The following is a 15,779-nucleotide window of genomic DNA, read 5'->3' on the forward strand; positions in this document are numbered from 1 at the left end:
AGTTCACCACGACCGGGAACCCGAAAAAGCCGAGGAACACACCCGCGACGGCCGCCAGGGCCGAGACGAACGCCGAGACCTCCCCCACTCACCGAAGCGACGGGGTTGCCACCGGAGGCGGCTCGGGAGGGGCAGTCAGCGGCCCGGGTGGTGCGGGTGCAGACTCCGGCACCGGAGGCACGCTGTCGTCCGGCGATACAGCACCGCTGCTCATGTGCCCCCCTAGACACAGCCCCATCCAACAGCCACATTGAACCGGATCGCGCAGTCAAGTGACAGTGCAGCAAGGAGAGTTGGCCACGAGGAACCGCGCCGTCAACGTCGCACGGAAAGCCCTCCCTCGGCCCGGGTTGGGCAAAATACCGGGCGGCGGCGGAGCGAGCGTGCGGAGGCGGAGCTGCTCGGGGCTGGCTGATACGGATCGCACCCATGGGTGTCTTGAGGCGAATCGCTCGCCTCCGGTCGTGCAGGTCCAGCAGGATGCGGGCGACCGATCGACCTGAAGAACCGCGTGACGACCGTGACGAACGACGTCATCGGCGTGAACATGGCAACGCCGTCGGCTCCCTGTGCGCCGACAAGAACGGCTACCTGGAGTGGATGTTCTGCCAGGCCCTGGTCGACCGCTTCCTCGGCGCCTACGGGCTGGCACAGACCGCGTGGACAGCCACCTACGCCGCCCTCGCGGCGCCCGGCCCCGGCGGCACCACGGTGCCGCTGCGGCGCCTGCTGCGCCTGTCCACTCCCGCTCAGCTCCGGCCCCTGCCTACCCCCTTCTCCAGGCGCGCCCCGAGATGAGGGCAGGGAGGGCGCGGACAGCAGCGAGTGGATGCTCCTACCCGCGGCGGGCGAGCCAGTCTCTGAAGTCCTCGATCTCGGCCTGTTGGGCCGTGATGCCGGTCGAGGCGGCCTCGCGGAGCCGGTCATGGACGGCGCGGGACTGGGCTTCGAGCGAGAGGGCGATGCCCGCGGAGTGGTGGGGGATCATGCGCCTCACGAACGCGGTGTCGAAGTGCTTGCCGGCAGGCGTCCTACGCAGCTCGTCGACGCGTTGGCGCATCTCTTTGTCCATCTCGGCCATCTCCTCGCGCACTTCGGCGGGCGCCTGGTCCCTGGCCTGCTGCGGTGTGAGGCCGTACCAGTCGCGCAGCCAGCGGGTGAATCGGTCGAGCTGGTGCTGCTGGCCGCTGATGATGTTCCCGGCGCGGTCACGGACGCGAGGGTCGGCACCGTGTTCCCGTTCCAGCTTCGCCATCGCGAGGGCGTTCCGGTGGTGCGGGATGATCGCCGCCAGGAAGCTCACTTCGAGCTGCCTGCCCGACAGCCCGGCGAGCTCCTCTCCCAGCTCGTACGCCGCCGGAGACGTCGGCAGCGGCTGTGAGTCCTGGGATGTCGTGGTCACGGGCCGCTCGGGAACCGGACCCCCGGCGGCGAACGAGGCCGGCGCGAGGGCGAGGGACAGCACGGTGGCGACCGCTGCGACGGCGCCGCCGCGCCGCATGGGGTTCTTCGTCAAGGCTTCCTCCGAGAGGACGGTTGCGGGTGGCGTCAGTAACGTGTGGCCTCCCCTCGCCCTTCGGAAACCCCACCGGCCCAGCGCCACCCGATCACTGCACCGCCTCCCCCGACCGGCGGCCCCCGACCGGCGGCCCCCGACGGCGGCCCCCGACGGCGGCCCCCGACGGCGGCCCCCGACGGCGGCCTCCGACCGGGGCCGCCGCCGGCCCCGCCCCGCGCGGCGGAACACGAAGCTGGGAGGCCGAGGCAACGCGGGCGCCCGATCCCACGTCTGGCAAGCGGAGAACGCACGGGGCGAACCGGCCCCGACCGTGTGAAGGGACCCGCTTGTGCTCATAGGACTGCTGACCGCCGTCGCCGCCTCGATCTGTTACGGCACGGGATCCGTCCTCCAGGCTGTCGGATCCCGCAAGTCCGCCCAACGTGAGGCGGCCGCGGCGGGGCAGATCACCCAGCACGGCGGTCCGAGCCTGTCGTCGACCGCGAAAGCCGCGATGACCTGGGAGTTCATCGTGGGAACGATCCTGGACTTCGTCGGCTTCGGCCTCGGGGCGCTCGCCGCCCGTATGCTCCCGCTGTTCCTCTCCCAGACCGTCATCAGCGCCAACCTGGTCATCACGGCCGTCCTCAGCGTGAGGCTGCTCGGCATCCGGCTGACCCGCGCGGAGTGGACTTCGATCGGTGTGGTCTGTTCGGCCCTGGTGCTGCTGGCGAGCGCGGCGGGGCCGGAAGGCAGCGGGCACACGCCGATCGCGACGCATGGGTGGCTGCTCGCGGTCTCGCTGCTGCTGATGGTCGGGGGCACGGTCCTCGTACGCGTGCTGGGCGCCCGGGCGGCGATCCTCGCGGGACTCCTGTCGGGTCTCGGCTTCGGTGCGCTCGGGGTCGGTGTGCGGATCCTGAACGGAATCGACCCCTTCGACCCGGGCGCGCTCCTGACGGACCCGGCGCTGTACGCGATCCTGGTGGCCGGCGTCGGCGGCATGTACCTGCACACGGTCGCGCTGCAGATCGGCTCGGTGAACGGAGCGACGGCAGCCCTCGTGGTCGGCGAGACCGTGCTGCCGGGCATGATCGGCGTGTGGTGGCTGGGGGACGCCTCACGCCCGGGCTTCGCATGGCTGGCCGTCCTCGGCTTCGTACTGGCGGTTGCGGGCGCGGTGGCGGTGGCGTGGTTCGGCGCCCCGGAAAGCCATGGCGCGGAGCCCGGAAGCCAGCCGGATCCCGCACGAGACCGGGAGCCGGCGCGCGTCGGGTAGTCGTCGGCGGCCATCCGCTGTTCGCTGGGCCGGCCCCGACGGCTCAGCTTCGTCGCCTCTCCGTCGACGAGGTCCGGGCCGCTCTGCCTCGGGCTGAGGAAGCCATGCTCATGTCCGAGGCGCAGCGGAGCACCGCCCTGTCCGGATTGCCGATTGACCGCGGCGTACCGGACAATCCGTAGCGGCGCGTCGATGAGTTCGCCGCCTCGCCGGTGGGAGTGTCGCCCATGGCAGAGGGCGGTGCCGGTACCGCTGCGTTCGGCCGCTGGTACCGACCTCCGACCAGACTCGGTCCGTTCTGCCAGGCCGCTCCTCGCCACGCGGGTCGCTCATCATGGCGGCGAGGCGCGGCCGTGCCGTGCGGTGGTTGGACAGCGAGCGGCGGAGCACCGCCGGGGTGCCCGAGTGCGGCCGCACGGCATCGGTCCCGCGTATCAACGGATCTGCGGAGCAGACCGGCGCCTCTTGGGCCGGGGCGGGGGACGGTAGGCGAGGACCAGGGCGTTGCGGACGGCGAGCCGCCCCGCCTGGCGAAATGCCGTCGGGTGGGAGTCCACCGCGTGGACTCCCACGGCGCGAAGGACGACGGCCACCGCCACCTTCGACTCGGCCGCCAGCGCGCCCAGCTCCTCGCGGATACCGTCGGCGGCCGCGGTCACATACTCGGCCACCTCCTGCGGGTCGGCGTCACCACGGATCGCCAGCGCCGCATGCGACTCGAAGGCGACGCCCTCCTCCCACGGCTCGAAGTCCACGGTGACGTCCGCGAAGTCCGACGGGCACCCCGCCTGCCGGGCGTACACGGCGCGCACCCCTCGCAGCGGGCGGGGCGGGAAGCTCATCTCCTGATCCACAGCGTCACCGTAGTAGGCGTCGAGCCGACACACACGAGCCGGCGGCCGGCCGGCCGACGCCGGCGGTCACCTGCCCGACCCGCCCCCGGCGGGATGATGGACGGCGCCGACATCGGCCGATGGCCGGGAGCTGTGCGCGCGACCGGGGGTTGGCCGCGCGGTCGGCCGAGGCGGGGCCGGGCCGCGTGTCGCGGTGTTTCTAGCGCCAGGGGTCGAGGGCGTGCTTGCCGTGGGTCAGGCCTGCTTCGAGTTGCCGCAGGATTGCCGGTCCCTCCGCCAGGGCGTGGACGTGGGGGGTGCCGGGCGGGTAGACGCCCAGGGCGATGAGTGCCTCCAGCTCGGCGAGCAACGACGCGTAGAGGGACGGGGCCGCGGTCGCCAGCGCACGTATGTGCAGGCCCTTGACCTGGACCTGGTGAGTGAAGACCAGGTCATGCGTGCTGAGAGTGGCGTCCCCCGAGGCGGCGCCGAACACGACGACGCGTCCGGTGAACGGTCTGGTCACCGACAAGCTGACCTCGAACGTGGCCCGTCCCACCGATTCCAGCACCAGGTCCACGCCCCCGGTGAGACGGGTGATCTCCGCGGCCAGATCAGGGCGCCGGCTGTCCAGGACGTGGTCCGCGCCGAGGGCTGTGACGACGTCGTGCTTGGCCGGTGACGCCGTGGCGATCACATGTGCACCGTAGTGACGAGCGAGACGGACAGCCGCCTGCCCCACGCCCCCGGCCGCGGCGTGAACGAGCACCACGTCGCCGGTCTTGATCTCGCCCAACGGCTTGAGCGCCGCCAGGGCGGTGGCCCAGTTCAGGACCAGGCCGAGTGCTTCGGAGTCGCTCCAGCCGGACGGCACGGGAAGGACACCCGCGGCCGGCATCGTCATGTACTGGGCGAAGGCGCCCGGGCCGGTTCCGACGACGTGGGTGCCGACCGGCAGTGGGCGCTCGACGCCCGGGCCGACACCCACGATCTCGCCGACGGCTTCGAAGCCCGCCACGTAGGGCGGCTGCGGGCCGTCTCCGTAGGTGGCGTGGCTCTGCATGACGTCTGCGAAGTTGAGCCCGGCGACGCCGACGCGGATCAGGTACTCGCCGGGGCCCGGGGCGGGGCGGGGGTGATCGGTCGTGAGGATCAGGTCCTTCGGTCCGTCATGCGACCGCTGGACCAGTGCTCGTATCGGCTGCTCGATGGTGTGCTGCTGCTCGTTGATCTCCATGCACCGACCGTAGGAGTCTGACACTTGTGTCAAGGTCAAGCGCCTGTCATGGATCAGCGCGGCGGGCCTCTTGCAGATAGGCGTCGAGTGCCGCCTGCTGGTCGGTGAGAACGGCGATGCGTGCGGCCAGCCGGTCGCGGTAACTCCGCACCTGGTGCAGGAACTCGTCGCACACCGCGTCCGTGTGGCCGCCGCCATCGGGCCCGTCGGCGAGGTGAGGAAGGACTTCCTTGACCAGTCGCACGGGCAGCCCACTCTCCAGAAGGGAGCGGATGACGCGCACCCGGTCGATCGTGGACGGGCAGTAGTCCCGGAACCCGTTGCTGCAGCGACCGGGGACGATCAAGCCCTCGTCCTCGTAGTACCGCAACGATCTCGCACTCACGCCGCTGATTCTGGAAGCCTCACTGATCTTCATACCTGAAGGCAACGAGCGGGCACGCCACGATCTTCCGACACTCTTCGTCACAGGGAGCACACACCCTTCCAGGCGTCAGGGGCCGTCTGGCCGGCGGCTGTCGACGACCGAGGCGTCCGGATCGACGAACGGGACCCCTTCAGCTCATCCGGAGACGGAGACCGGCGACGCGGGAACGATCTATCGTGAGTCCATGGGAGTGCAGTCGGCGATCGCAAAGCTGGTCGAAGAGGCGGAGCAGCAGGTCCTGGAACGGATGTGGGAGCCGTCGTCGGGCGACCGGGCTCTGGCGTTCGAGACGGTGACCGGACTCAGCGAGGCGGTCGGGGCCGTGCGGGACGGGGAGGACCTGGCGGACATCCAACGGCTGGCGCACCTGCGCGAGGCGCTGGCCGCGTTGGCGATCACCCTGGCCCGTACCCACGGCCGTCTCGCCTGGTTCCTCGCCGCGTGCATCGAAGCGCTCTCCCCCATCCTTCACTGGCGGGCACTGCCCGCGGGCGAGGCACCGGCCTTCGGCACCACGCACCCGACGCCCGAGCAGCTCGCCGACGCCGAGGACGCGCTGCGCGATCTGGCCGCCGCACTGAACCGGATCGCGGCCGTGGAGCCGGATTCCGGCTCCACGGGGCTGGGCGGTCGCTGAGCGGTTGGGCGGAGAGCCTCACGCGACGGTCCCGGTGGTGTGCAGGGGGCCGTCAGGGCCGCTCCGGGGTCGCTCGGCCGGGCAGCGTCGGTGGCGTGTCGGGGAACAGGCGGGTGAGGTCGAAGGCAGCGGGGTGGATGTCGGCGGCCATGAGCAGCAGGCGAAGGGGCTGCCGGCGCAGGCCTGTGACGGTCGTCCGGCGGTCGGGGCCGTCGAGCGGGGTGCGGGCGAAGAGGAGGTGGAGGCCGGTGACGTCCATGAAGGGCGTGTGGCTCAGGTCCCACAGCAGGTCGGTCACGTGTGCCGGCAGCGCGTCGGCGGCGGCGCGGAGCGGGGGCAGGGTGTCGAAGTCGAGGTCTCCGCGCAGGGCGATGCGTGCGGAGGTGCCGTCGACGGTCGTCGTGATGTCCATGCCGGGCGCTCCTCCCTTCCCGAGGGTTGGTGGGCCCACTTGACGAAGCACTCCCGTGGGGGAGGGCGGGGAACCGGGTGCCCGTATCGGGGGCCTCGCCCCTTCCGGGAAGCCGGCATCCCAGGGTGCCGTCGGTGCCTTGGTCCGTCCACCGTCGCACACTTCCGTCCACGACCGCGATCCTGAGGAGGAAAACGCTCCGTAAAGCCTGTGTCGTACGGGCCGCCGCGTAGGGCAGGCCACTGCTCCCTTCGTCTTCGGCGGCGTGGGTCGCCGGCCGGCCCTCAGGGGGGGGAGGCGACCCACGCCCCCCGGGTGCGTCCCGCGCAGGCTGGTTCAGGACGCCGGTCGGGCGCCGGTGAGGACCAGGGGGTCGGCTGCGGCGAGAATGCGGGCGGCGTCGTGCAGGGGCGGGTAGATCCACTGCTCGGTGATGAGGCGTTTGCGGGTCTTCGCCTCCGCGCCGGTCAGCTCCACCGTGCGGTCGTACCCCGTGGTGAAGACGGCGCCGGCGGCGCCCAGGTCGAGGCACGTCACATAGGTCTTCGGGGCGAACGCGGTCAGAGGCCGGCCGAGGAGATCGGCGGCGGCGTTGTGGCCCGCGTACTTGCCCATGGGGATGGCGTGCTGGCAACTGGGCATGGTCAGGTGGCCGTCCTCGACGACGGCCGCCGCGGCGTCGCCCGCCGCGTACACCCCCGGAGCGGCGCCGACCCGGAGGTACGGGTCCACCCGCAGGCGCCCCATGTCGTCGCGGTCGCCGGGGATCCGGGCGGTGAGCCCGTCGGCTTCGACGCCCGCGGTCCACACCACCGTACGGGCCGCGATGCGGCTGCCGTCGGACAAGGTGACGCCCTCCGCGTCGACTTCCTCGGGGGTCACCGCGAGGCGGGTGCGGATGCCGAGTCCCGTCAGTGCGTCCTCGATCACCGCCCGGGGTCCCGAGCCCAGGCCGACGTTCTCGTCGCGGCCGACGAGTACCACACGGACCTCGTGCTGCGAGCCGTGAGCCGCGGCGATCGTGCGCAGCCGCGTCACCAGTTCGGTGGCGAGCTCCAGCCCGGTGAAGCCGGCGCCGACGACGACCGCGGTGAAGCGGCCCGCGGTGGCGGGGCCGGACGGCAGCGCGTGCAGGTGACGGTCGAGGGCGACCGCCGTCTCCAGGGTGTCGACGGCGTGCAGATGCTCCCCGCCGGGGATTTCGGGGGCGGTCAGGCGGCTTCCGGTGGCGAGGATGAGCCGTTCGTACGTCCTGCGGGTCTCGGCACCGTCCGGGGTGCGGACCGTGACGGAGCGCGCGGCGGTGTCGACGTCGGTGACGGTGGCCTTCACGCGCCGGACGCCGATGGGGGCGAGGAAGTGGTCCAGGGGTACGCGCATGCGGTGCGGGGCGGCCTCGTACAGGCGGGGTCGTATGACGAGGTCGTCGGTGGGGGCGACAAGGGTGACGGGGTGGCGGGCGCCCGCCGCGCGCAGGGCGCGGGTGGCGGCCGCGGCGGCCCAGGCGCCGGCGAATCCGCCGCCTGCGATCACGATTCCGGGGTTTTCGGGCATGCCGACTTCTTCTCCTGGCTCGGGTGGGGATCGGGGAGGTTGCGCGCCGCGCGTCAGGTTCCGTCAGCGACGGTCGCGGGGCGGGTCCGCGAGAGCTTTTCCGGGTTGCGTACGAGGTCGACGGCCGTGATCCGGCCCTCTGCGACCGTGAGCGAGAGGACACCGTTCACGCGGGCGCCCCGGGACCACAGCAGCCCGGGCAGGCCGTTGACCGCGACGACGGTGAACTCTCCTTGCGCCTTCCGGCAGACGCCGACCAGGTAGCGGGAGACCTTGTCCGCTCCCAGCACGGGGCGGCGCGCGGCCCGTACGACGCCGCCGCCGTCGGCGCGCAGCACCACGTCGGGGTCGAGGAGGGTCAGCAGCGCCGTGATGTCGCCCTCGCGGCACGCGGCGGCGAAGGCCTCGATGACGTGCCGCCGGCTCTCGGCCGTCACCTCGAAGCGGGGGGCGCCGGCGGCCACGCGTCTGCGGGCGCGGGACGCGAGCTGGCGGCAGGCCGTGGGCGTACGGCCCACGACCTGGGCCACCTCCGAGAAGGGCAGACCGAACACGTCGTGCAGGACGAACGCGGTGCGCTCGGGTGGTGTCAGCGACTCGAGTACGACCAGCAGCGCCATGCTGAGGGACTCGTCGAGGGTGACGCGCTCCGCCGGGTCGACGTGGCCTGGCGCGGTGTCGGCGGCGCTGATCAGCGGCTCGGGCAGCCACGGTCCGACGTAGGCCTCGCGACGGTGGCGGGCGGACCGCAGGACGTCCTGGGCCAGTCGGGACGTGGTCACGATCAGCCAGCCGGTGAGATCGGCGATGGCCGCGCGGTCCGTGCCGCACAGGCGCAGCCACGCGTCCTGTACGACGTCCTCGGCTTCGTCCACGCTGCCGAGGAGGCCGTAGGCGATCCCGACGAGGCGCGGCCGGAGACGATCGAACTCCGCGGCTGCCGCCGCCGTTTCGTCATTCGTGCGAGGAGCCTTCGTGCAAGGAGCCTTCGTGCGAGGAGCGTTCATGCAAGGAGGACGATACGGGGGCCGGATGTGTGACAGGAAGCGGGAAAGGCGGGACCGGCCCGTTCGACGGCGACCTCGCCGCGGACTGCGTCGATGCCCTTGAGGGGCGCGCCCGCGGGCAGGTCGTCGGCGAGACTCGCAGTGGACCGGGTCCTCCGCCGAAGGCCCTCGGCACCAGGCCCGCCGGTCCGGCGGATGCGGTGGGGATGCGGTCAGGCGGTGTCGCCCGCCGTGATCCGTACGCACTCGCGCACGACCTCGCCCAGGTCGGCTCCCGCGCGGTGGAGTTCGCGCTGGCGCTGGGCTCCGCCGCCGCGGGTGAGGAGGGTGGTCAGCGCGCGGTGGGCCCCGTCTCGGTCGCCGGAGTCGCGCAGGGCCTTGTCGGTGTGTTCCAGCAGCACCTCGAGGGCCGCTTCGGCGGGGGTCTCGCGCAGGGTGCGGGGATCGAGGAGCGGTCCCTGGAGTCCGGAGCGGGCCGCCCGCCAGGACGCCAGGCGCAGAAGTCCCGTCGGGATCCGGGCGGCCGGCTCGCCGTCGCGCCAGGCGCGGGCGGCGGTCTCCACCAGGGCCCGGGCCAGGGTCGCCACCAGCACGGTGGTGTCCGCCTCCAGGCAGACGTCGGCGACGCGGATCTCCACGGTCGGGTAGCTGTGCGAGAGCCGGGCGTCGAAGTAGATCATCCCCGTGTCGCGCAGGACACCGGTCGCCAGCATGTCGCGCACCCGGTCGTGGTACCCCTCCGCGCTGCCGAACGGCTCGTACGGTCCGGCGGACGGCCATCGGTTCCAGACCCGGCTGCGGTAGCTGCTGTACCCGCTGTCCTGCCCGTCCCAGAAGGGGGAGTTGCCGCTGATCGCGTTCAGCAGATACAGCCAGGGCCTGATCCGGTCCAGGACGGCGACGCCCTCCTCGTCGGACTCGACGGAGACGTGGACGTGGCAGCCGCAGGTGAGCTGTTCCTGCGTGGTGAGGGCGAACTGCTCCGCCATCCAGCGGTAGCGGGGGCCGAGGTTGCGGGACGGCTCCACCGGCAGCGGCGAGGTCGCCAGGGCCGCGACCTGGGCGCCCGCCTCGGCGGCGTGACGCGCCGCCGAAGCGCGCAGGGAGACGATCTCGTCGCGCAGTTCGCGCATGTCGCTCATGGGGCGGGTCGCGAACTCCAGCTGCTCCTGGTGCAGCTCCTTCTCGAACGCGCCGTGCCCCTCCCCCTCACCGCTGCCCGCCTGGGCCGCCAGCACCGCCGACGACACCGCGAGCGGTTCGCCCGTCGCGGCGCTGACGAGCAGCAGTTCCTCTTCGACTCCTACGGTGCGCATCAAAAGCTCCTGTACGACACGGGCCATACCCGACCCCCGGATCCCGGACCCCGAAACTGGGAAGTCCGCAGGTCATGCGTATGCCCAGGACCTCGCGGGTGACGCCTCCCACCTCGCGAAAAGATCAGCCGCTCGCCTGCGCCCCCGTGCGGACGTGGGTCCGCCCTCTTCCTCTGCCCGTCCCTGCCGCGAGGACCGGGCGGCGCGGCCGGGGCCGGCGTGGGCTGAAGCGTTCGGCCGTCGTTCGTCACTCTTTGCAGTGACACATATGCCGAGAGTGATGCGATGGTGTGTCGGAGGCGGGAGGTATGGCGTGCGGGTGCTAAAGAGCGCCCGCTCGTCGTGCCCGGCGGATGCGTCCGCGGGCGGAAGGAAGTACTCCCATGCGGATCAGCGTCATATCGTCCACCGCTCTCATGGCCGCCACCGCGTTCTTCGGTGCGCCACAGGCGCTCGCCGCCGAGCTCACCGACCAGGACCGGATGTTCCTCGAGGCGGCGCACCAGGGCAACCTCGCGGAGATCGCCGCCGGGCGGGACGCGCAACAGCACGCGACCACCTCGTGCGTGAAGACGGTCGGCGGCGCGCTCGTGCGCGATCACGGGAAGCTGGACGCGGATGTGACGGCGCTGGCGAAGAAGCTCGGCGTGTCCCTGCCGGCCCGGCCGGCGCCGGAGGAGGAGCAGAAGCTGGAGGCGCTGCGGGCCAAGGCCGGGACGCCGGCGTACGACGCGGGCTGGCTCGCCGGGCAGGAGGCCGCGCACACCAAGACTCTCGCTCTGATCGACCAGGAGCTCAAGACCGGCCGGAACAGCGAGGTGTTCGCGGCGGCCAAGTCCGCCCGCCCGGTCGTCGCGATGCACCTGGACATGGTGCGCGGCGGTGCCTGTCACGCCGCGAAGGCTCCCAAGACCGTCCACGCGGGCAGCGGCGGGCAGCTCGCGGCCCTCACCAACGACCGTGAGGTGCTCGGTACGGCGGCGGTCGGCAGCGGGCTCGTGCTCCTGGCCGGTGCCGGATGGTTGACCGTACGAGCGCGCCGCCGCGCCTCCGGCAGGAGCTGACCGGACGTGTCGCGAGCCCGCCGCGCCGGCGTGGTGGCCGCGGTCGGTGCCGGCGCGGTGCTGGTGGCGGCGGGCTGGGCGCTCCTTGACGTCTCCCGGCCGCCGGACGACGTGGGGACCCTGCCCGCCGCTTCCCCTGCCGCCGCGCGGACGACGCCGTACTCGCCACCGGTGGCCGTCGCCGTCGGCGGGCCGCACCGGCTGCGCGCCGCCGTCAGCGCCGTGGCCGCCACGCGTGAGGGAGATCTCGCGCTGCCCGAGGACGGTGACCACGTCGGCTGGTGGGCGCTGGGTGCCGGCCCGGGGTCGGGCCGGGGCACCGTCCTGCTCGCCGGACACGTCGACACCGAGGCCGGGCTCGGAGCCTTCGCGGAGCTGCACAACCTCGACGTCGGCGCCCGCGTCGAGGTGACCGGAGCGGACGGCCGCACCCACCCGTACCGGATCACGGCCCGCCGTACGTACGACCGCGGGGAGCTTCCCGCCGACCTCTTCTCCGCGCACGGCGCGCCCCGCCTCGCCCTGCTCACGTGCTCCGGCGACTACGACCCCGACACCGGGCTCTACGCCGAGAACCTCGTCCTCTACGCCGCCCCGGTCACCGGCACCTGACGGGCCGGGGCGCATGGCCGGTGCGCGGGCGGCCGGCCGCGGCACGGACCGGTCCCGGGGAGCGCACCGGTGTCGCCACGCCGGGCGCCCGGGGGCGGGCCGCGGCGCCTTGGCCGTAGCCGAAGGGGCGGCTGGGCGGTGATCGCCTCGAACGGCGGGCCGGTCTCCGCTCCCCCGCGCCGATCCGGCCAGGCGAGCGCCGGGAACCCGTCAGAGTTCACGGATCAGCGCACCGGGATGTGATTGGCTCAGACGGCGCTTCTTCCGGTGATCTTCGCGTCGCAGACTGCTGTGCGACCGCGACACCAGAAGTGCCAGGGGGACCATCGTGATGACGGTGCTGGATACGAAACGCCTACCCGTGCCCGAGAGGACGGGCGCCTGGGCCGAGGCCACCGCGTCGGCCTTGGTGGCCACGCACTTCACCTTTCCGGAGCCGGAGCGCTTCGACGCGCGCATCCGCCTCCTGGGCATCGGTGACGCGCAGTTGGCCGCGATGTCGTACGGACCTCTGCTGTGCTCACGGACCGTCCGCCTCATCCGGCGGTCCGACCCGGAGCTCTACCAAGTGGCGGTGATCGGGGGAGGGCGGCAGGGCATCGATCAGGCCGGGCACCACACGCTCCTCGCTCCGGGGCAGATCGTCCTGTACGACAGCTCGCGTCCTTTCGAGGCCAGAGCGGGGGCTGGCGGCGGCGCGGCCTCTTCTCTGGTGCTGCAGTTTCCGAGGCGGTCGATGCCTCTTCCGGACAAGGTGGTGGCCCCGCTCTGTGGGACGGCCATCAAGGGGACGGACGGCGTCGCGCGAGTCCTCCGGCAGACGCTGCGTTCGCTGGCGGATCCCGCGACGGAGCTGAGCGACACCGACCGTGTGCGGCTCGGCACCACCGTGATCGATCTCGCGGCCGCCGTGGTGGCCCGTCATGCCGAACAAACGGCGCTCCTCCCGCGCGAGTCGCGCACCGGCGTCTTGCGTCAGGAGGTCCTGGCGTTCATCGGCCGGAACCTCCGTGATCCCGAGCTGACTCCGGCCTCCATCGCCGAGGCGCACTGCGTCTCCACCCGGACGCTGCACCGCGCCTTCGAGGGGTTCGGCGAGACGGTCGGAGAGGTCGTCCGGCGTGAGCGGATCAACCGCTGTCGCAGGGACCTCGCCGACCCGGCGCTGCGGAACACGCCCGTCGCCGCGATCGGAGCGCGGTGGGGCTTCGCCAGGGCGTCGGACTTCACGCGCGCGTTCCGCAACGCCACGGGTCTCACTCCGACCGCTTACCGGGCAGAGGTACGGTGCCGTTGACGGCTCGCGTTCACGCGGCCGTGACGGGGCGGCCCCGGCTGGCGGGCGCAACGGAGCGTCCCCGACCCGCGGGCAGCGGGCGCGACCGGGCGTCCCCGGCCCGCGGGCAGCGGGCGCGACCGGGCGGCCCCGGCCCGCGGGCGGCGGGCCGGGGACGCTAACGGCAGGTTGTCGGGCACCGGGTCCTTGGCTCACCTGGGCGCCGACGTGGGCCGCGGTGTCAGCTACGGGTGCTGTAGGACCCGGAGGTGGAGTCCACGCCGTAGGGGCACTCCGCCTTGGCGTACTCCCAGCGCCAGGCGCTGGTGGAGGTGCTGCCGTTGGCACAGCGCACCGTGGCCTTGACGTACTTGCCGGAACCCGCGCACTTGGCGTGGTAGCGGCCCGCTCCGCCGGGACCGGCGTTGTCGTGCCAGGTCTGGCAGGCGGCGGCCGCGCGCTCGCTGGGTGCGCTCGCGACGGCGGGCGCCGCCATCAGGACGGACGACATCAGGGCCGCCGCGGCCAGGCCCGAGTAGATCTTCTTCATACTTCCCCCTGCGTCACAGAGTTGAGCGGTCAGGTGGAACAACTGCACGGCGATCCTGCCCCGCCTCCCGAGCCATGTCTTTAACGCACGGCGCCACGTGTTTGGCTCTCGGCGCCACCGCGTCCGTCCATGCGTCGCGCAGGAGAGGACTTCGGTCGCTCCTCGCGTGCGCCGGACATGCGCGGGGCGGGGGCAGGGCGGGCACGGGGCGGATCTTCCCGGACCGGTCCGCAGTCCGCGGACCGCAGTGCCCGCCTCCGTGAGCGCCGGCGCGGCGTACTCGGCCGCGCGGGCCCGCCGGCGGCCGGGGTGCGGTCGACGACCGGCGCGCTCGGCGGATCGCGGGCCGGGAGGGCGGGGGCCGGGAGGGCGGGGGCCGATGAGTTCACCGTCCTCGAACGGTCTGCCCTCCGCGCCATGCCCGTCCGCGACAGGAGTGCGATGTCCACCGTCCAGCCAGTGATCCTCACGGCCGACCAGGATGCCCTGGTCGCCTTCTATACGACGTTGTTCGGCGCCGAGGAGATCTTCCGGGTGCCAAAGGAGGGCCCGGCCTTCTACCTGGGGCTGCGGATCGGCGACACCGACCTCGGCCTGGTGGCCAAGGCGGATGTGGGGGCCACGGGGGCGCCACGGATCCTGCTCAGCATCGGTGTCGACGACGTCGACGAGACGCTCGCTCGGGTGGTGGCGCTGGGCGGCTCGGTCAGTGGTGGCGCCAACGACATGCCGTGGGGACAGCGCGTCGCCCACATCAAGGACCCCGACGGCAACCCGGTGAACCTCACCCAGCCGATCCCGGCCCGGTGACGCCGCCGTCCGGGGTGCTCAGCCGGTCGTTCCTCCGGTGACCCGGTGCCCTGTATCCGTCGTATTCGGGTTCGGTTAGGCTGACCTTGCCTGGCATGCTGGCGTGCAGGTTCGGGTTCCGGTGCCGCAGGCGGGGGACCCGAAGGACGGAACGGGCAGAGGCGGGGCGCGGGTGAAAGACGGTGACCAGGGCCTGTGCGCGTCGTGCGCCCGGTCGGGCCGGACGCCCGTGCGGGTGACGGGGGACGCCGGGTCCGGCCCGGGGACCGGGACGAGGCGTCGTGGATAAGATCGCGCTCACGGCCGGAGCCCTGTACGCCATCGTGCTGCTCCGCGCCGGAGGGACGTTCGCCGTCGGGTGGCTCGCCGGCGCCGGTGCCCGGCGCAGCCGGTTCGCCGGGCGGATCTCCTCGGCGAAGTTCCGGCGCGCCGAGCGGGCGATCCAGCGGTGGGGTGCGCCGGTGGTGGCCGTCTCCTTCCTGACCGTCGGTTTCCAGACCGCCGCCAACTTTCTCGCGGGCAGCATGCGCATGCCGTTGCGGCGCTATCTTCCCGCCCTGTTCGTGGGCGGAGCGGCCTGGGCGCTGATCTACGCGACCGCGGGGATCGGCGTACTCGAAGTGCTGGGAAGGCTCTTCGCCGAGCGGCCGGCCCTCGGGGTCTGCGCCGTGGCCGTCCTCGTCCTCGCGGTGTGCGGGGTGGTGGTGTACCGCAGGAGAAGGGCGGCCCCGTCCTCCGACGAGACGGTGGCGAAGGAATCCTGAGCCGTCCGCGAGGGCGCGCCTGAGCCTGTCCCGCGAGGGCGTCCCGGAGCCTGTCCCGCGAGGGCGTCCCGGAGCCTGTCCCGCGAGGGCGTGCGCGACAGCGGGCCGGCTGTGCCGCGGCGGTGAGGCGAGCCGCCTGGCCCGCAGGTGGCCGGCCTCGGCCTGCGCCTGGCCGACCTCGACCAGTAGCCGGCCGGCGTCGGCGTGCGGCTGGGCTGCCTGGGTCCGCGGCTGGTCGGTCTCAGCCTGTGGCTGCGCTGCCTGAGCCTGTGGCCGGCCTGCCTCGGCCTGCGCCTGGCCGGCGCGGCCCGCGGCCGGCCTGCGTCGCCGGGCCGCGCGATGTCGGGGCGCGCGGTGTCGGGGCGGCCTTCGCGCCGGGACACGGCGGTCGAATGCCGGGGCCCGCCGGGACCACGCGCTTCCGGCCACGCTCGTCTCCTCGCCCCCGCGCTTGCGCCCCGGTCCACGCGGCAGCGTGCCGGTGCCGCCTTCGCGGCTGGGGC

The 15,779-nt window shown here is 73.0% G+C and carries 17 protein-coding genes; 8 read left to right on the top strand and 9 right to left on the bottom strand.

Going from position 1 to position 15,779, the window contains the following annotated elements; genetic code table 11:
* The first annotated feature begins 480 nt into the window (after nt 1-480).
* Nucleotides 481-798, top strand: coding sequence for a hypothetical protein (locus ABTZ91_RS22235; protein ID WP_352078936.1), 318 nt, complete (start codon nt 481-483; stop codon nt 796-798).
* A gap of 37 nt (nt 799-835) precedes the next feature.
* Here the strand turns inward: ABTZ91_RS22235 and ABTZ91_RS22240 are convergent, their stop codons facing one another.
* A complete protein-coding gene (locus ABTZ91_RS22240; RefSeq protein ID WP_352078937.1) occupies nt 836-1,516 on the bottom strand; it encodes a DUF305 domain-containing protein in 681 nt (226 codons plus the stop codon).
* Between the two features lie 331 nt (nt 1,517-1,847).
* Here ABTZ91_RS22240 and ABTZ91_RS22245 point away from each other — a divergent pair, with 331 nt between their 5' ends.
* The gene (locus ABTZ91_RS22245) at nt 1,848-2,777 is read left to right on the top strand and encodes a hypothetical protein (protein ID WP_352078938.1); all 930 of its coding nucleotides are present in this window, start codon (nt 1,848-1,850) and stop codon (nt 2,775-2,777) included.
* A 434-nt stretch (nt 2,778-3,211) separates the two neighbouring features.
* Here ABTZ91_RS22245 and ABTZ91_RS22250 read toward each other — a convergent pair whose 3' ends face one another.
* The 3 genes from ABTZ91_RS22250 to ABTZ91_RS22260 all read right to left on the bottom strand — a co-directional run bounded on the left by ABTZ91_RS22250 (nt 3,212) and on the right by ABTZ91_RS22260 (nt 5,265).
* The gene (locus ABTZ91_RS22250) at nt 3,212-3,631 is read right to left on the bottom strand and encodes a hypothetical protein (protein WP_352078939.1); all 420 of its coding nucleotides are present in this window, start codon (nt 3,629-3,631) and stop codon (nt 3,212-3,214) included.
* A gap of 199 nt (nt 3,632-3,830) precedes the next feature.
* Nucleotides 3,831-4,847 carry a zinc-binding dehydrogenase gene (locus ABTZ91_RS22255; RefSeq protein WP_352078940.1) on the bottom strand — a complete coding sequence of 339 codons (1,017 nt, stop codon included), beginning with the start codon at nt 4,845-4,847 and terminating at the stop codon, nt 3,831-3,833.
* Nucleotides 4,848-4,893: 46 nt separating this feature from the next.
* A complete protein-coding gene (locus tag ABTZ91_RS22260; RefSeq protein WP_352078941.1) occupies nt 4,894-5,265 on the bottom strand; it encodes a MerR family transcriptional regulator in 372 nt (123 codons plus the stop codon).
* Between the two features lie 193 nt (nt 5,266-5,458).
* Here ABTZ91_RS22260 and ABTZ91_RS22265 point away from each other — a divergent pair, with 193 nt between their 5' ends.
* Nucleotides 5,459-5,911: a hypothetical protein gene (locus tag ABTZ91_RS22265; RefSeq protein ID WP_352078942.1), complete on the top strand. Its 453-nt coding sequence runs from the start codon at nt 5,459-5,461 to the stop codon at nt 5,909-5,911.
* 52 nt (nt 5,912-5,963) lie between these two features.
* Here the strand turns inward: ABTZ91_RS22265 and ABTZ91_RS22270 are convergent, their stop codons facing one another.
* The 4 genes from ABTZ91_RS22270 to ABTZ91_RS22285 form a co-directional block, all read right to left on the bottom strand.
* Complete coding sequence (locus ABTZ91_RS22270; RefSeq protein WP_352078943.1) at nt 5,964-6,323, bottom strand: STAS domain-containing protein; 360 nt, start codon at nt 6,321-6,323, stop codon at nt 5,964-5,966.
* A 336-nt stretch (nt 6,324-6,659) separates the two neighbouring features.
* Nucleotides 6,660-7,877 (bottom strand): FAD-dependent oxidoreductase, encoded by a 1,218-nt coding sequence (locus ABTZ91_RS22275; RefSeq protein WP_352078944.1) that lies wholly within the window; start codon nt 7,875-7,877, stop codon nt 6,660-6,662.
* Nucleotides 7,878-7,930: 53 nt separating this feature from the next.
* Nucleotides 7,931-8,884, bottom strand: coding sequence for an RNA polymerase sigma factor SigJ (gene sigJ / locus ABTZ91_RS22280; protein WP_352078945.1), 954 nt, complete (start codon nt 8,882-8,884; stop codon nt 7,931-7,933).
* A 212-nt stretch (nt 8,885-9,096) separates the two neighbouring features.
* Nucleotides 9,097-10,200, bottom strand: a complete 1,104-nt coding sequence (locus ABTZ91_RS22285) for a glutamate--cysteine ligase (protein WP_352078946.1) — start codon at nt 10,198-10,200, stop codon at nt 9,097-9,099.
* Nucleotides 10,201-10,583: 383 nt separating this feature from the next.
* Between ABTZ91_RS22285 and ABTZ91_RS22290 the strand changes: the two genes are divergently transcribed.
* The 3 genes from ABTZ91_RS22290 to ABTZ91_RS22300 all read left to right on the top strand — a co-directional run bounded on the left by ABTZ91_RS22290 (nt 10,584) and on the right by ABTZ91_RS22300 (nt 13,173).
* Entirely contained in the window at nt 10,584-11,264 is a 681-nt protein-coding gene (locus tag ABTZ91_RS22290; protein WP_352078947.1) for a DUF4142 domain-containing protein, read from the top strand.
* Between the two features lie 6 nt (nt 11,265-11,270).
* Entirely contained in the window at nt 11,271-11,876 is a 606-nt protein-coding gene (locus tag ABTZ91_RS22295; protein ID WP_352078948.1) for a class F sortase, read from the top strand.
* A gap of 331 nt (nt 11,877-12,207) precedes the next feature.
* Nucleotides 12,208-13,173, top strand: a complete 966-nt coding sequence (locus ABTZ91_RS22300) for a helix-turn-helix domain-containing protein (RefSeq protein ID WP_352079111.1) — start codon at nt 12,208-12,210, stop codon at nt 13,171-13,173.
* A gap of 220 nt (nt 13,174-13,393) precedes the next feature.
* Here the strand turns inward: ABTZ91_RS22300 and ABTZ91_RS22305 are convergent, their stop codons facing one another.
* Nucleotides 13,394-13,702 carry a hypothetical protein gene (locus ABTZ91_RS22305; protein WP_352078949.1) on the bottom strand — a complete coding sequence of 103 codons (309 nt, stop codon included), beginning with the start codon at nt 13,700-13,702 and terminating at the stop codon, nt 13,394-13,396.
* 441 nt (nt 13,703-14,143) lie between these two features.
* Here ABTZ91_RS22305 and ABTZ91_RS22310 point away from each other — a divergent pair, with 441 nt between their 5' ends.
* Entirely contained in the window at nt 14,144-14,512 is a 369-nt protein-coding gene (locus tag ABTZ91_RS22310) for a VOC family protein (protein ID WP_352078950.1), read from the top strand.
* 281 nt (nt 14,513-14,793) lie between these two features.
* Complete coding sequence (locus ABTZ91_RS22315) at nt 14,794-15,276, top strand: VTT domain-containing protein (RefSeq protein WP_352078951.1); 483 nt, start codon at nt 14,794-14,796, stop codon at nt 15,274-15,276.
* Nucleotides 15,277-15,779: the final 503 nt, after the last annotated feature.

Source organism: Streptomyces sp. NPDC126499 (assembly GCF_040302485.1).
Classification (GTDB): Bacteria; Actinomycetota; Actinomycetes; order Streptomycetales; family Streptomycetaceae; genus Streptomyces.

Bases quoted from the DNA above. Each gene is read 5' to 3' on its own strand.
- ABTZ91_RS22235 (WP_352078936.1), top strand. From the start codon at position 481: ATGCGGGCGACCGATCGACCTGAAGAACCGCGTGACGACCGTGACGAA.
- ABTZ91_RS22255 (WP_352078940.1), bottom strand. From the start codon at position 4,847: ATGGAGATCAACGAGCAGCAGCACACCATCGAGCAGCCGATACGAGCA.
- ABTZ91_RS22260 (WP_352078941.1), bottom strand. From the start codon at position 5,265: ATGAAGATCAGTGAGGCTTCCAGAATCAGCGGCGTGAGTGCGAGATCG.
- ABTZ91_RS22265 (WP_352078942.1), top strand. From the start codon at position 5,459: ATGGGAGTGCAGTCGGCGATCGCAAAGCTGGTCGAAGAGGCGGAGCAG.
- ABTZ91_RS22270 (WP_352078943.1), bottom strand. From the start codon at position 6,323: ATGGACATCACGACGACCGTCGACGGCACCTCCGCACGCATCGCCCTG.
- ABTZ91_RS22275 (WP_352078944.1), bottom strand. From the start codon at position 7,877: ATGCCCGAAAACCCCGGAATCGTGATCGCAGGCGGCGGATTCGCCGGC.
- sigJ (WP_352078945.1), bottom strand. From the start codon at position 8,884: ATGAACGCTCCTCGCACGAAGGCTCCTTGCACGAAGGCTCCTCGCACG.
- ABTZ91_RS22285 (WP_352078946.1), bottom strand. From the start codon at position 10,200: ATGCGCACCGTAGGAGTCGAAGAGGAACTGCTGCTCGTCAGCGCCGCG.
- ABTZ91_RS22290 (WP_352078947.1), top strand. From the start codon at position 10,584: ATGCGGATCAGCGTCATATCGTCCACCGCTCTCATGGCCGCCACCGCG.
- ABTZ91_RS22300 (WP_352079111.1), top strand. From the start codon at position 12,208: ATGACGGTGCTGGATACGAAACGCCTACCCGTGCCCGAGAGGACGGGC.
- ABTZ91_RS22305 (WP_352078949.1), bottom strand. From the start codon at position 13,702: ATGAAGAAGATCTACTCGGGCCTGGCCGCGGCGGCCCTGATGTCGTCC.
- ABTZ91_RS22310 (WP_352078950.1), top strand. From the start codon at position 14,144: ATGTCCACCGTCCAGCCAGTGATCCTCACGGCCGACCAGGATGCCCTG.